At 39.2% G+C, this 15,521-nt stretch carries 10 protein-coding genes; all 10 read right to left on the bottom strand.

The window, feature by feature from the left end; translation table 11 throughout:
- Positions 1–7: 7 nt before the first annotated feature.
- The 10 genes from CRO54_RS03545 to CRO54_RS03500 all read right to left on the bottom strand — a co-directional run bounded on the left by CRO54_RS03545 (position 8) and on the right by CRO54_RS03500 (position 15,501).
- Positions 8–577, bottom strand: coding sequence for a hypothetical protein (locus CRO54_RS03545; RefSeq protein WP_097128778.1), 570 nt, complete (start codon positions 575–577; stop codon positions 8–10).
- Positions 578–613: 36 nt separating this feature from the next.
- On the bottom strand, positions 614–2,791 hold the full coding sequence (locus tag CRO54_RS03540; protein ID WP_240775005.1) for a GH92 family glycosyl hydrolase: 2,178 nt from the start codon (positions 2,789–2,791) through the stop codon (positions 614–616).
- Positions 2,792–2,797: 6 nt separating this feature from the next.
- Positions 2,798–4,255, bottom strand: coding sequence for a sialate O-acetylesterase (locus tag CRO54_RS03535; protein ID WP_097128773.1), 1,458 nt, complete (start codon positions 4,253–4,255; stop codon positions 2,798–2,800).
- 8 nt (positions 4,256–4,263) lie between these two features.
- Positions 4,264–6,432 (bottom strand): GH92 family glycosyl hydrolase, encoded by a 2,169-nt coding sequence (locus CRO54_RS03530; RefSeq protein WP_097128770.1) that lies wholly within the window; start codon positions 6,430–6,432, stop codon positions 4,264–4,266.
- A gap of 11 nt (positions 6,433–6,443) precedes the next feature.
- Positions 6,444–8,237, bottom strand: a complete 1,794-nt coding sequence (locus CRO54_RS03525; RefSeq protein WP_097128768.1) for an FAD-dependent oxidoreductase — start codon at positions 8,235–8,237, stop codon at positions 6,444–6,446.
- Complete coding sequence (locus tag CRO54_RS03520; protein WP_097128766.1) at positions 8,237–9,688, bottom strand: glycosyl hydrolase family 28 protein; 1,452 nt, start codon at positions 9,686–9,688, stop codon at positions 8,237–8,239. The genes CRO54_RS03525 and CRO54_RS03520 overlap by 1 nt, the downstream gene beginning before the upstream one ends.
- 9 nt (positions 9,689–9,697) lie before the next feature.
- Complete coding sequence (locus tag CRO54_RS03515) at positions 9,698–11,689, bottom strand: FAD-dependent oxidoreductase (RefSeq protein ID WP_097128764.1); 1,992 nt, start codon at positions 11,687–11,689, stop codon at positions 9,698–9,700.
- Positions 11,690–11,756: 67 nt separating this feature from the next.
- Complete coding sequence (locus CRO54_RS03510; RefSeq protein ID WP_097128762.1) at positions 11,757–13,325, bottom strand: hypothetical protein; 1,569 nt, start codon at positions 13,323–13,325, stop codon at positions 11,757–11,759.
- Between the two features lie 21 nt (positions 13,326–13,346).
- On the bottom strand, positions 13,347–14,006 hold the full coding sequence (locus CRO54_RS03505) for a fasciclin domain-containing protein (RefSeq protein WP_097128760.1): 660 nt from the start codon (positions 14,004–14,006) through the stop codon (positions 13,347–13,349).
- A 10-nt stretch (positions 14,007–14,016) separates the two neighbouring features.
- Positions 14,017–15,501 (bottom strand): RagB/SusD family nutrient uptake outer membrane protein, encoded by a 1,485-nt coding sequence (locus CRO54_RS03500; RefSeq protein WP_171047815.1) that lies wholly within the window; start codon positions 15,499–15,501, stop codon positions 14,017–14,019.
- Positions 15,502–15,521 lie beyond the last annotated feature (20 nt).

Raw genomic sequence — 15,521 nt, 5'->3', positions numbered from 1 at the left:
TTTAAGATTATCCTTTTGAAACGATAGCGATATCATCTACACGGAAAACTACAAAGTTGCCCGTTTGTCTGAAACGAATAGATAGTTTTTCTGCTTTAGGAACAGCCGAAGTCTCTCTATAATTCCACACTAAACCAGTTCCTTCGCCCGTTGGCAATAATGGATATTTAAGAGCAAACCAAGTCTTACCATCAGTACTGTATTCTACTACTAGTTCTGCACCGTTAGAGCTGTTTGGACCTTTTAAAATTCCAAAACCCACTACCGGATTGTTTACGTTGCTGGTGTTAATGCCACTAATTACGAAATCTGTTTCTGCTACGTTCGCAAATCTTAAGTTTGCTCCACCAGATGCCGATCCGGTTGCTGTAGAATACTTGTCGGCCGAAGAACCTTGCATTTGTACTTCTGCACTACCGCTAAATTTAAGTTTTCCTGTGTTAGCAAAACCTTTTGCAGCATCGTGATCTGCCACTTTAGTGTTTGCCGTTACCGTGCCTAAAGTTTCTGTAAAAACTTGAGCTTTTGCCGAGAATAAAGCTGCAACAAGTGCCGCTGTAAGTAAAGTTTTTTTCATGTTACTGTTTATATATGGTTAATTTTTAATTCGTTATTAGTTGGCTTTAGTTCCCCATGTTTTATTGGGTCTTTCGCCCATGGTGAGTTCTAATTTTCCGCCTTGTAAAAGTTGTTCATGTGTAAATACAGGTTCGTTTAAAACTTTGCCATTCATTTTTGCAGATTGGATATATCTTGCCGTTGGCGAATTGCCGTGTGCCAAAACCGTAAATGTTTTTCCGTTATCTAAACGGATGCTAATAGAATTGAAAGTTGGACTTCCAATAGCATATTCAGGAATACCGGGCGTAACTGGGTAAAATCCCATCATCGAAAAAACCACGAAAGCACTCATACCGCCACCATCTTCATCTCCCGGAATACTGAATAAATTATCACCAAACCAAGTATCAATTAAACTGCGAATGCGCTTCTGCGTTTTCCAAGGCGAACCTAAATAATTGTATAAATATGGAATGTGAAAGCTAGGTTCGTTACCCATTACAAACTGACCAACACCGCCTGTAGCATCTGGAAAAGTAGCTTGGTAATTGTATTTGCTTCTGCCTAAATCTTCCCTAAATAATTGGTCTAATTTGGCCTCGGCTTTTTGTTTGCCGCCCATTAAATCAAACAGAGTAAACAAATCGTGTTTTACATCCCAGTTGTAGGTGTAGGCATTGTTCTCAGTAAAATATTGTCTACCACCCAAACCTCCAGAAAACTTAGGGTCAAAAGGTTCAATCCAATTTCCTTCACTGTCTTTAGGCCACATAAAACCTTTATCTACCCTAAAAACGTTTTTGTAGTTATTTGCCTTTTTAGCAAATAATTCAGCGTCTTTTGTTTCTCCTAAAGTATTGGCCAATTTGGAGATACACCAATCATCGTAGCTTTGCTGTAAAGTAACCGCTACCGCCTGACGTTTTTCAAAGCTTTCTACCTCTTTCACCGTCTCTTTTTCATCTGGTCGCAAGGCTGGAAAGTAATCGTTCTTGACATAAAAAGCATCCAACTCTGTTGCCGGCCCATTTCTCCAAGGCAGCAAAGTGGCTTCCAATGAATTTTTACGCAAACCTTCATAACTTTTTTTAATGTTGAAATTCTTTACGCCTTTGTACCAAGAATCTGCCATCCAAGCCGCGGCGTGATTACCTGTCATACAAGGATTATCTCCAAAAACTAACGCAAAAGATGGCATCCATCCAGATTGCTCGTACATTTTCACGTAAGATTCTAGCTTATCTCCTTCCCTTTCTGGGTTTAAAATAGTTTGCAATGGCTCTTGTGCCAAATACATGTCCCAAATCCAGTTATCTACATAAAACGGACGGTTATCGGTGTGTACTTTACGGTCGTACCCGCTGTAATATTTTCCGTATTCGTTAATGTTGACCATGCGTTCGTAAGTACGATACAAAGCGGTGTAAAAAGACCTTTTATGCTGCAACGAACCGCCAGTCAGTTGAATTTGACCCAACGTTTTTTCCCAAACATTTTGGGCTTTCAATTTCACGGCATCGAACGACCAAGTAGGAATTTCTTTTTGTAAGTTGGCTTTAGCTTGTGCAATGCTGATGTAAGAAATGCCATAACGTACGCTTAGCACAGCCGATGAACCTTTTACTTCCAGTTTTTTAGTTTCGCCTGTAGTAGTTTTAGTAGCGGTCACATCTTCGCTCAATTCAGCATATACAAAAGCTTGCATATCTTTAAACTGCTCTGTTCCTGTGATAATCCTTTTGCCTTTTACATTTAATTCGCCTTTGTTGATGATACCAAATTGTAGGTTTATTGGTTTTTTCTCTGAAGAGGTAAAACGATAGTAACCGCTTCGCTCTGATGGCGAAAATTCTACTTTTACCTGCGCCTCTTCTAATAAAACTGTGTAGTAATGTGGTGCCGTTTTCTCCAAATCGTAACTAAATTTCATACCCGCTTTTGGTGCTTCGCCACTTTTGTAAGGCATCACCGAAAATATGTTTCCAATTCGGTGCGAATACATATTCAATGGGAAATAGGCAATCTGGTCATCCAGTTGGTCTTTCTTTACCGGAAATACCCTAATCATACTGTTCGGCAAATGCATGGTTGGCCGAGTGGGCTCCAACAAATGTCCTACACCGCCAATGGTTGGGTCTACGTATTTCAATACAGCTTCCTTTTGTTGTGCCATTAAAGCACCACTTAGAAAACAAGCTGCAAAAACAATCGCTATTTTAACGCTCCTCATCTTCATCTATTTTTTAAAAAATGTAATGCCTTGCCAAGTATCGGTGCGGAATGGAGCCGCTGGTAAGCCTGCGCCATTTATTAAATTACAAACTGGGTTGTTAGCCCAAGCGTAACGTACCGCCACTGGTTTTTCTACGTCTTTGGCTGAAACCAAAATAGTATTTCCTTTAACTTCTGCTTTTGCCCAACGAAACTGTTTGTCTTCGCCAGCAATGGCAAAACCTGTTAATTCGCCTTCTTTAGCTTTTAATCCAGTAGCATCTGGTTTGAAAGTCAATTCAATCTTATCGCCTTTAACTGCGAAGCTTTGATAAACTGGCCCTTCATAAACTACTTTTTGATTATACACTTTTGCTTGTGCTACCAATGCCAAACGAATACCCACATCTTGTTTATTTTTAGGGTGGATATCTCCTGCCTCACCAATATCAATTGCTACTGCCATTCCTGTATTTGGTAAGTTTAAGGCCGCCGCTTGCGATTCGCGAAGTTCTGCCCAAGTAGATTCTACAGGTTGCGGATTAACCGCCATGAAATTGGCCAACTGCACAAAAAGGAAAGGCAATTTTGGTCTATTGAATTTCTCACGCCAGTTGTTAATCATTAACGGAAATAATTCTCTGTATTGGTAAGCTCTCGAGTTATTGCTTTCGCCTTGGTACCAAATCACACCTTTTATCGCCACTGGCAAAAAAGGATTAATCATACCGTTGTACAATAAAGTTGGCTTGTTTGGGTTGGTTAACTTTGTTTCTAATGGCAAAGCCTGTATTTTTTTTACGGTGTCGGTAAATACTTCCACTTTCGAAATCGCTTCGGCGCTAGTCCAAGACTCTATTACGGTACCGCCCCAAGTAGCATCTATTAAACCAATGGCAACTGGCGACGTTTCTTGTAATTTTCTTGCAAAAAAGTAAGCTGCCGATGAAAAATTAGCAATGGTTGAAGGTGATACTTCTTGCCAGCCCATCGTGTTCGATTTAAAATCTGTTTGTGGTGTACTGGTAATGGTTTTCTTCACTTTCAAAATCCTAATCATAGGATGTTTAGCATTGGCAATTTCCTGCTCGTAATTTTTGATTTTGCCCCAAGCAGCCAAAGGCATTTCCATGTTAGATTGGCCAGAACATAACCAAACTTCGCCAATCATAATGTTGGTTAACGTTAGTTTTTCGCCATCATCTAAAGTAATGGTGAATGGTCCACCTGCACTTGGCGTTTTAATTTTCACCTTCCAATTACCTTCTGCATCAATGCTTCCAGTTATTTTTTGGTTGTTCCAAGATGGGGTAATCGTAATGGTTTTGTTTGGTGCGCCCTTTCCCCAAAACATCGTGATGTCTTTTTGTTGCAATACCATATTGTCGGTAATTACATCGGGCAATACAATAAAAGCCTTTGCACTTAAGCTAAAAAGAAAGGAAATTGAAAATATAAATAGGTATTTAAATTGCGTTTTCATGTTTGTGATTAATAGGTTGCGGACATGATATAAGTTAATTTACCACCAGCCATAATTTGGTCATGGGTAATGTAGTTGTTAGTCAATTTCACGTTATTCAATAGAATTGATTTCACGTATTTATTCTTTTCCGATAGGTTTTTAGCTTCTATAGTTAGCGTTTTATTGCCAACTTTAATACTTGCGTTAGTGTATGCTGGCGTACCAAAAACATACTTTCCATCTGCCGGATTTACTGGATAAAAACCCAGCGAACTGAAAATATACCAAGCGCTCATCTGTCCGCAATCGTCGTTACCGCTTAAACCATCTGGCTTGTTGATGTACTGTTCTTTTAATATTTTTGGGATAAGTTGTTGCGTTTTCCAAGGAGCTCCAGCCAAAGTGTATAAGTAAGTAATGTGATGACTTGGTTCGTTGCCATGCGCATATTGCCCAATTAAACCAGTAACATCTACCAAAGCACCATCGCCATAAACCTTAGGCTCTAAGCTAAAAAGCGAATCGAGTTTGCTGATGAATTTCTTGTTACCGCCCATTAAATTGATTAAACCAGGAACGTCTTGCAAAACGTGGAAGGAATATTGCCAAGCATTTCCCTCGGTGTAATCGCCACCAGAAGTACTGGCGTGAGATACTTTCAAAGGGTCAAATGGACTAACCCAATTGCCATCTGAAGTTTTACCACGCATCAACTGTGTTGAAGGATCGAACAGGTTTTTATAGAAACCAGAACGTTTCATGAAAAAGGCATAATCCTCTTTTTTACCTAATTTTTGCGCCATTTGTGCGGCACACCAATCATCGAAACCTGCTTCTAAAGTACGAGAAACCGACTCTACTTTCGTTAAATCTGATGGATAATAACCGTACTGGTCGTACTGTTTCCAGTCGTGTTTATAGTTTCCGTTGTTGGTTAAGGTATATTTAATAGCTTGATATGCTTCTTCGGCATCAACACCTTTCAATCCCTTAAAATACGCATCTACAATTACCGGAATAGAGTGATTACCAATCATGCAGTAATTCTCTTTTCCGGCCAAAGTCCATACAGGTAAAGTATTGGCAGCCTTAAAATGCTGTACCATCGAACCTACAATTTCTCCATCTTGTTTTGGGTAAAGAATGGTATAAAGTGGATGTGCTGCCCTAAAAGTATCCCATAATGAAAGCGTAGAATAATAAGCCTTAGTGGGCGATTGATACACTTTATCATCCGCTCCACGATATTTACCATCGGTGTCGGCAATATTATTTGGTTGAATTAACAAATGGTACAAACTGGTATAGAAATTCTCTTTCTGTGCCAAGCTTCCGGTAATGGTTGCGGTAGCTAGTAACTTATCCCATTGGGCAAGAGAATTAGCTCTTATTTGAGCAAAAGAAAGGTTCTCTGCCTCTTTCATGTTCAACTGCGCACCTGCTACACTTGTGGTAGACAAAGCTACTTTTGCACCAATTTTTGCACCTGCAGTTACTTCAAAATCAAGGATAACTTTGCGTTTTTTATCGCCATCAATGAAACGATGTGCTGTGAAATTCTTATCGAATGAAATGGTGAAAAACGTACGGCGTTTAACCCATTTTTTCGATTGGATGTAACCTGTTAGTTTGTTGTTTCCCAAAACCGTAACCTGCCCTTCTAAAATGTACCCTGCTAATTCTCTTGGCGAATTCACCAATCCGTTTTGCGCATCAATTAAAATAGAGGCCTTGCCGCCTTTGGTGAAAGTATACTGGTGTACACCTACCCTAGCTGTGGTAGTTAATTCGGCTTTAATGTTATTGTCTTTTAGTACCACGGTGTAATAACCTGGGCTGGCTTTCTCTGTGCTTTTGTTAAAGCCACTTTTATAAACTTGCTTATCTCCCTGAAAAGGAAAAAACAACACGTCGCCCAAATCGCTCACACCTGTTCCGCTTAAATGCGTGTGTGCAAAACCTAAAATGGTACTGTCTTTATATTGGTAACCAGAGGTGTAATCCCACTTGAAATTTCCAGTTTCTGGGCTTAACTGCACTAAACCAAAAGGTACGGTTGCACCTGGATAAGTATGTCCAAAACCACTAGTTCCAATAAACGGGTTTACATATTTTGAGTTTCCACCCTGTGCAAAAACACCTAGATGAAAGCTGGTGATTACGGCAAATACAAAAAGTTTAAAAGCTATTTTCATGTTCGAGGATCTTAAATATTTGGATAGGTTTTGTTAAAAATGTATTGAAGCACTTCTCTTCTCGTATGACTTGTTGTGAAAGAAAGCTTTCGTCCAGCTAGCTTTTCCCAGTTTTTTAGCGTTTCCGCTGATATTTTATCGTTTAAGTTGGCTTTAAAAGATGGCAAATAACCTTTTAAACCTAGTAACTGTACCATTTTAAAATCTGGGTCATTCAACTTCACATCTTCAACATAAATGAGCGTTGCTTTTTGGTCAATCAGGATGTTTTGTATGGATACCGCAGGAATATCCTTTGCTAAGGTTTTTTTATCCAACATCAGTGATGCAGTAACTCCAGCAGCCTGTCCAATGGCCATCCAACAAGGTTCCATCCTTAAAGTAGAGAAACCGATGTGTGTACCAGAAACTGGAACTGGGCATAAAACATTAGTTATTTTCTGCGGAATAATAACTTCCAACGGTACAGTGTAAGGCTTTGTTTTATAGCTTAAAAAACCTTCCAACACTGGTTTTCCATTTTCTCTTTTTCGGGTAGCGTGCGAATCTAAAGAGTAATGCCCCGCCGTGATACTTTTAGCGTAAACTGGCGGTCTCTCCGAACCATTTACAGGAAGCGCATCGTTAGCGGTGAAGGTATGAAGCCCCACAATTCTTCTTCCCTCACGTACATAAACCTGTCTTGGGAAGTTTTGGTTATCCTGATATTCATCTTTCGCTAAGCCCCATTGTTGCACTTTGGTTCTAAATTCTTGAGGCAAAGCTTCGTCATGAGCGGCGAAATATAGCAAGCCTAAAGTGTAAGAACGCAACCTTTCTGCATACTGGTCTCTCCAAGCCCAACTGGCTTTTGGCCAATAATAGTTTTCTTCGGGCAAGTCTGTAGAAATTAAAGCAGCATGTTGGTTGTTGGCATCTACTTTTCCGTTCGGAATGCCTACACTATTCACCACCATATCAATACCACTTTTCAATGGACCAATGGCTTGCTGGCGACCTAGTTTAACATCGTCTACTAAAGAAAGATATTCGTTTCTATTGTAATTTGCTGGCTTCACAAAATCTACTTTCTGAGCTGTATTTTTAGTGAGGTTTACGCGATAGTTATAAGCTTGAATGGCGGTGTCGGCCTTGTGTGTAGTTAAAGAATCTACTTCTGGGCCATCCCAAAATTTGTAAACTACGCCGGCACCAATCTCGTTGTATTCTTTTTTGCCCTCTCTGCCTACACGAAATGGAATGCCTGCGGCTGCAGCTAAATCACCTTCGTAAGTGCCATCGATAAATACATTTCCTATGTATTGCTCTAATTTCTTCGTTTCTCGATTGGTAACTGTTATCGATTTTACGGCATTATTTTGTAGTACGATATTTTTAGGCAAAGCATCAAACTGACGCATTTTTAACACCGTAACTTTTGGCTGTTCGGCCAACATGGCTAAAAATACTTTCTCCGCTACCGAAGGCTCGAAATGGTAGCCATCTCTACTGTCTTTTACCTGCTGCGATTGTGCACCATACTGATTAACGTAATGCGCTTTAATACGCTGCACAAACTCCAAGAACAATCCTGTAGTTGCGCCTCTGGTATCGATATCTGTAGCGCCCAAACCATTAGCAGGCAAACCACCAATATGATTGGTACGCTCTAATAACAACACCGTTTTGCCCAATTTTGCAGCACTAATTGCCGCCATAATTCCACCTGGATTGGCACCAACTACCACTACGTCATATTGTTTCTTCTGCGCAAACGCGATGAAAAATACGAGGCTTAAACAAGAAAGGAGAATTATTCTCTTCATTATTTTACAGTTACGTTAGTCACGAAATCGTTTTGTTTGATGATATCTTTGGTCAACTTCGTCCCGTTCAAGGTGATGTTTTTAAAATCAACTTTGTTCACTTTATTTTCTGCGCCGTAGCCTAATAATTCTACAGTTACAGGGCTTCCAGCAACGCTGATATTTTTGAATGAGATGTTATCGATATGGCCACGCTCTGCATCTGTAGACCAAACAGCTTTGTTAATCCATAGGGAAATGAACTTTTTAGACTCTTCAATTCTTAGGTTTTCGAAACGGATGTTACTCACTTTTCCAGCATCGCAATGGTACACACGTAGAGACCATTCTCTACCCAAATCATGAATTACATCACAATCTGTAAATAGAATATCTTTGATATCGCCATTAATTTCGGCACCAATGCTTAATGCATGAGCTACTTCGTTCCACAATACACATTTACGAACGGTAATTCTTTCGGTAACACCTTTATTTTTTAGCGATTTAATCACCACTAAATCATCCAGTGTTCTGATGAAACACTTTTCTACCAAAATATCGGTACTGTTGCAGATATCAACGCCGTCAGAGTTGGCACGATAGCCAATTAACTTGATGTTATTGATGTGTACATTGTGAGACATACGCACAGGCAAAGTCCATAAACTTGCATCACGGAGAATAATTCCTTCGATACTGATATCACTTCCCTGCACCATAATCATGTTACGAGAATGGGTGGGACAAGCAGAACCGTCGATAATACCACGACCTCTAACTTTGATATTTTTACCTACCAAGCTGATAGATGGCGGATAAGGTTTGTTGTGTAAACCACTTGTTGGTACGTTGGTGGTTTGTTCTTTGTCGCCAATTACAGTTCTTAAAATTGCACCGCCAGCTAAATAAAGTGTTTGGTTGTCTTTTACAATTAAACGGCTAATTTCATGTACACCGGGACCGTAAAAAATCACATTAGGGTCGTTTGTCGAAGGCTTATCTTTCTCTATTTCGTTCGCAAAAATGTGCAACGATTTAATGATTTCGCCATTAATTTCTACCGTTACTTGCTGCCCAGTTTTAATTGGAAACGTAATGACACCACCTCTTACCTCATGCTTAATTTGATACGAACTTGGTAAAATCTTCACTTCTTTAATTTGAACTGGTGCTTTAACACTCACTTGTGCCGTGCCATTAAGGTCGAAATAAGCAAAAGCAGCTTCATCAAAGAACTTTGCCGAGTTCAATTTATCGTCCATCGCTTTATAGCGCAACTTTTTATCTAAAGGCGCTACTTTGGCAATGTAAACAGGTACATTTTCGCGGTTAACCGAAACGGTATAGGCTTCGCTAATTTTTTCTCCTGCTGGTGCGGGATAAATGATTACATCCGACTTTTTAGTCAGTGCCATCCCGATAAACGCCAACAAGGCAACTACTGTGGTAATGAGGAATTTCTGTTTCATTTTATGTGCTTATATTTTATTAAATCGGAGACCATCTGCGACTACAATACCACCGTCGCCTTTGTTAGAAATGGTTACTTTTGGTTGTTTCTGCTTCGAGAATTTAAATTCTCCTAGTGAATGCCACGGATTAGCCGCGGTATTCTTCTTGCTCATGTCTACCCAAACTTCCTTCTCGCCTTCGTCGTCGGTAATTACAATTCTGGCTTTTTTGCTTCTGTTGGTATCTGCCGAGTACATTAATTGCACTTCGTAATTTCCATCTTCAGGTAATTTAGGCTGATAAACTGCCGAAGCTGTTTCCTTTGGTGTTTGTGCGACAAACTGGTAATTGTACATTAAAAATGGCGCACTGCTGATAGAATGTAGCCAAGTCCCTTTTACCACTGCATCCGTATCGTCCATCACGTAACCTTGGGTACTTTCTTTAGTGATGAAAAAACCTGGTTTCGTTTGGTGACTTAGTATCTGCTTTTGCGCTAACAATTTTTCTCTCAACTGAGGGATATCGATTTGCTGCACTGCTTTTTTAGTATTGACGGCCATTGCTGCTGCCACACCTGCTGCCTGTCCGGTGATCATAAATACAGGTTCCATACGTAACGAACCGTAAATAGTGTGCGAAGCTGACATACAAACCGTAACGAAAAGGTTTTCGCAGTCGCTAATTTTTGGCACTAAAGAATTGTAAGAAATTTCGTAAGGTCTAAACGGTGCGTGTTCCATTTCACCTTCCTGCATAGCCCTGCCGTCTGGCGTAATAATTTGCTGTACCGTGTGGCAATCCATAAAATATGAACCCATGCCAATACCATCTACTTTGTTGATGTTGCTCCATGCATCTTGTTGTACCATCACGTAGTTGCCCAACATTCTTCTGCCCTCTCTTACGTATAAAAGATATGGCCAGTTACCGTTATCAGCGAACTCGTCTTTCGAGTAACCATAGCGACTCGCATCTTTACGCAAAGCTTCTGGCACGTTTTCATCGTTGGCCAGAAAATACAAATAACCTTGCTCGTATTCTTTGTGGTAATTAGCGATGTAATCTCTTTCTTTATACGAACCGTCTGGATAATTCCAAGATGCATTAATAACATCTAAGTGGTTGATATCCGTTTTGTTGTTTGGCATCGGATAAACCGTAACCACTTTATCAAACTGTATTAGTTTCGATTTGTAAATTCTAACTAAATTGTCGTGGTAACGCTTAGGATGATAATTTTTAGGCTTCGTAAAAGGAACCTGATTATTTTTATCGGTACTTAAACTTAAACGATAAGTATAAGCTTGCACTTTATTGTCGGCACTTCCTTTTTCGGCTTTGTTCGCAAAAATATAGTCTAATGGAAAAGTAGCGCTCAGCTCTTTAATTTCTTCTAATCTCGCATTACTTAGCACACCACTTTGGCTATACTTCTGAATTCCGGCAGAAGACTCTCCGTATTTTTTGTTGCTTTCTCTACCAACCGTATAAGGAATTTTTGCACCTGCCATCAAATCGCCTTCATAGGTAGCATCTATGAAAACTTTTGCAGTGTAGGTCTTACCATTTTCTAAGCTTACTTTTTCAATTTTATTGTTCTTTTTTACGACTCCATTTTTTTCGCGTAGGCGTGATTGATAAAATACAGTTACACCAGCTTCTTTCGTCATTTCTAGAAAAACCTTTTCTGCCGCAGAACTTTCCATTTCGGTGCAAAAGCGTTTCATTCCGTAATGCACACCCACTCTTTTTAAAAATTCCATGGCATAACCGCCCACAGTTTCGTGATTGCCAATATCTACGTGACCTAAACCGCTGGTGGTTAATCCACCTAAGTGTTTGTTGGGTTCTAGAATGACTACACTTAATCCTTCTTTTGCAGCAGCATAGGCAGCAATTACACCAGATGAAGTGCCACCATAGACCACAACATCATACTCATTTTCCTTTGGTTTACTCAAAAAGGAGGCATACAGCACTACTAAAAACAGGGATAGGGCAGCTAAAATTTTCATTACGAATGGGTCTTTTTGAATGGGCTATCAGCGAGGTGATAGCCCAAATTATTTTATTTTTTTTATGTTATTGGATAACTTTAAATGATACGATATAAAATCCTTTGGTATTATTGGTAGGATCTACGGTAAACGATTCGATCTTCATCATGCCGATTTTAGAAGGTGCAGTTGACAAAGCTGAAGTTTGAAAGAAAATAGATTCACCAGCTACCAAACCAGCAAAATCTGTGGCTGTAGATGCAGTATTTAGATAATTCTGTATGGCGGGAGTTTTTAAATCTGTAGACGTTACATCATCGAAATTAAAACTATATGAGCCAGGAACGTACTTTTTGATTTTAGTATTGTTTCTTCCAGTCCAAGTTTCTAACAAAGGGACATTGTTAGCAGGATCACTAGACCATGCTTCTCCAGGTCTGTTGGTAATTGGCGTATATATTCTTACCGCACCACCAAAGAAATAGAAATATAAATCAATGTTTGTTTTATTTGCATAAAACTGACTTAGGTTATAAGTTTTCAAATCTTTTACAGAAAAAAAGTTATAAATACCAGGATAAGCTGGGTCTGCATCTTTCGAATAAAACTGTGAACCGATACGTTGGCTGGCACTGTAATTTAAATCGATGATGGTTTTAATATCAACCTGTGTTGAACGACCTAACTGATCAAAAGCGACAATTCTGATTCCGTTATTTGTAGCGGCAAAAGCTGGCAATTCTGCAGAAAAATCAACATTCTTTTCAGCATTATAAGTTTTTGAAACTGGAGCTGGTATTTCGGTAACTACACTTTTCTCTACTTTGTAAACTCTAATGGAATTGATACCAGTAGCCGATGTTACATTAAAAGTTAAGGTTCTGCTGGTACCGCTGTTGGCAATAATTGGATTTAAAGTAGTAGTGCCGGTAGCAGTTATCACTGGTGCAGGTACAGCAATATACCTAATAGGTAAAGTTTCGATTTTTATCTTTCCGTACTCGTCCGTTGCAGAAACTTGTAAAGCATTATCGCCGTCTTTATATAAAATCTCTTGATCGAAATCGTAAGTAAGACCTTGTGCAAATGCAGGACTTAGCGGCACACTGATGATTCCAGCTTTGCCGTATAAGTTCACTTCAACCTTAGTTAATTTAGAGGCTCCTTTTACCGAAAACTTAGTTCTGGGAATTACAATTGTACCAGTATTTTCATCAATTACAATTTCAGGTTTTTCAAATGTGATTTCTGGCGGAGCCATGTATTTAATCACCGAAATTGGGATTAATTTTTCTACAGTTCTATCAGCCCTATCGGTAGCAATGATTTTGAAAAAGCTCATGTTCTCATCCCACAGAGGCAACTCTTTCACTGAATATTGGTTTACATCATAAAATGAAGTCACCTCCTTAAAATCGCTTTCTACGTTTTGTCTAACAATTTTCATTTTCACCGACTTTAAGCCTGCTTCAGAAAAAATCACACAAACCAAAGGGATGTTGTCTGCCTTATTTAAATCTGGCTTAATCTCGTCCAAAATCAAGCTAATTTCTGGCGCTTTAGTGCTAGAGTAATCAACCTCATTTTTTTTCTTACAGCTATTCATCACCAAAATGGCAATAACAAAGCAGCTGATTATTTTAAATATTTTCATGATCAATAATTAAGCTTTCGATTAAAATGCTGGTGTATAATTGGCGTCTCTTCTATAAAAAGCAAAACCTGGAAAAACGTGTATGGCACCATTGGTTGGTAAAATATTCGAGGTTACCGAACTAATAGAAGCGCTTAAAAAATTACTCGGTCTTAGGTTAATTAAGATATTTCCGTTGGTAATTGGTGAGCCCACTGAGTTTGCAGATGATTTGTTCACTTTGATGGTTAGCAAACCGTCTTCTCCTGCTAATAGCGTTTTCACGTAAATTGGTTCTACTGGCAATTTCTTATCATAAGCATGATATTCGCCCACAATGATGTGATATTGTAGCAGTTTTTTAACTTTCTGTACGTCTATTTGTGTAATGCTACTGAAACCATATTTGGTCAAAAAGGCTGTCATACCTGTGTTATTGATGAACAAATAAGTGTATTTAGCATTTGTTTGCTCGTACTCGGCACTCATGCCAGCATAATTTACAGCGGCAATCATCGTAGAAAATACGTCTGGTCTGCTGTTCATATAAGCCCAAGCCGTCATATTCACATGCGGATCTAGTGCCTCACCTTCATAATCATAGCTCTTTTGCAAAGCTAGTTTTTTACAACCGCTGCTGCTCAACAAGAAAAATATGCTGATGAATAGGAAGCCTGATAATTTTAGATTTATCTTTTTCATTGCGTTGCGATTAATAATCTAAGTTTTGTTTTATTGCAGGATTTTGGTTGATTAAACTCTGGTGGATCGGGAAAAGCGTTTGGTTAATGTTATCCATTCCGTTGATTGGTTTCATTACGGTTACCGCTCTTTTGTTCCTTACCAAATCGAACCAACGTTTACCTTCCCCTACTTGCTCAATTTGTTTTTGATCCAAGATGTAATCTACCACTTGATCTCTCGAAGAGAAACTGGCCAAAGTACGTGTGCTTGACGCTACACCTGCCCTAGCTCTTACTGTGGTAGATAGAATATTGAGTGCATCTTGCCACTTATCCAAGTAAGCTTTTGCTTCTGCCTGCATCAATAAAATATCCGTAAAACGATAAACTGGATACGCCATTTGGCAATTGATAAAAGTTTGGTAAGCCAATGCCGTTCCGTTGGCAATGTATTTATGCACTTGGTAAGTTGTTGTACCACCACCCGATGCTGCTAAATAGTTATCAAAACGGTTATCGCTTGGTGTAGCTGCTTTTGCTGCATTATAAATAGCTTGTAATTTTGGCGATAAAACCACCGTAGAACCTTGTCCAGTGCCGCTACCCAACAACAACCAAGTTAAACTGTAGTTATTTAAGCCAGCTTCGGCTACGTTCTGGTGAATCACAAAAATCAATTCGTTAGCTCCTGGACCATATTCATCTCTCGTTGGATCGTTATCTGACGGCTTGTTGTTCAGGTCGTCTACAAAGGTCTTCTTCATTGTTGCCATAACTGGCTCAAAATTGGTATAAGTAACGTTTGATCTCAATTTATCAATAGTCTTGTCGGCATTATCGTAATCTTCTAACCACATATAAACATCCGCCATGATGGCGTAAATGGCATTTCTAGAAATTCTCTTTCTTTCTACATTACCTGGATTAATGTTGAGTTCGGCAGTTTTTAAATCTTCCAAAATCACATTTCTAAGTACTTGCGTTTTTGCTGTTCTAGGTCTAAATTCGCCTTTATCTAAGTTGTCTATCGGTTCCAAATAAACAGGAACATCGCCCCAAACACGTACCGCATAGAAATAACATAAAGCTCTCATGGCATAAGCCTGTGCTAAATAGTCGTTTTTTAGTACCGCATCGGTAATGTTCGCGTTTGGTATATTTTTAATGGCGAAGTTGGCATTGCTGATCACCTTGTACAAACTTGCCCAGTTAGAACTTTGCATATCTGTAGTCAGCTGATTGAGAATCAGTCTTCCATTTTCAGTTGGTTGCTCATTAAACAACACAAAATTATCTGAGCGCATTTCGCCCCAAGCGAAGTAGTTGCTGTTGAGGGCCGTTCTAAAAGATGAGTAAATCTCGGCAATGCCTGCGTTTACATCTCTCTGGTTTTGCCACATATTTTCGGCAGGAATTTCACTGATCGGTTTAGGATCTAAAAACTTCTTGCATGACATTAAGCTGGTGCCCAACACCATCGTCATTAATATTCCTGTATATATTGTATTTTTCACGTTTTTCATTTAATGTCTCC

It is taken from the genome of Pedobacter xixiisoli (assembly GCF_900215335.1).
Taxonomy (GTDB): Bacteria; Bacteroidota; Bacteroidia; order Sphingobacteriales; family Sphingobacteriaceae; genus Pedobacter; species Pedobacter xixiisoli.
This window is presented reverse-complemented; position numbering and strand designations above follow the sequence as displayed.

Coding starts and splice junctions, on each gene's coding strand:
- CRO54_RS03545 (WP_097128778.1), bottom strand. CDS start 577: ATGAAAAAAACTTTACTTACAGCGGCACTTGTTGCAGCTTTATTCTCG.
- CRO54_RS03540 (WP_240775005.1), bottom strand. CDS start 2,791: ATGAGGAGCGTTAAAATAGCGATTGTTTTTGCAGCTTGTTTTCTAAGT.
- CRO54_RS03525 (WP_097128768.1), bottom strand. CDS start 8,237: ATGAAGAGAATAATTCTCCTTTCTTGTTTAAGCCTCGTATTTTTCATC.
- CRO54_RS03520 (WP_097128766.1), bottom strand. CDS start 9,688: ATGAAACAGAAATTCCTCATTACCACAGTAGTTGCCTTGTTGGCGTTT.
- CRO54_RS03530 (WP_097128770.1), bottom strand. CDS start 6,432: ATGAAAATAGCTTTTAAACTTTTTGTATTTGCCGTAATCACCAGCTTT.
- CRO54_RS03510 (WP_097128762.1), bottom strand. CDS start 13,325: ATGAAAATATTTAAAATAATCAGCTGCTTTGTTATTGCCATTTTGGTG.
- CRO54_RS03515 (WP_097128764.1), bottom strand. CDS start 11,689: ATGAAAATTTTAGCTGCCCTATCCCTGTTTTTAGTAGTGCTGTATGCC.
- CRO54_RS03505 (WP_097128760.1), bottom strand. CDS start 14,006: ATGAAAAAGATAAATCTAAAATTATCAGGCTTCCTATTCATCAGCATA.
- CRO54_RS03535 (WP_097128773.1), bottom strand. CDS start 4,255: ATGAAAACGCAATTTAAATACCTATTTATATTTTCAATTTCCTTTCTT.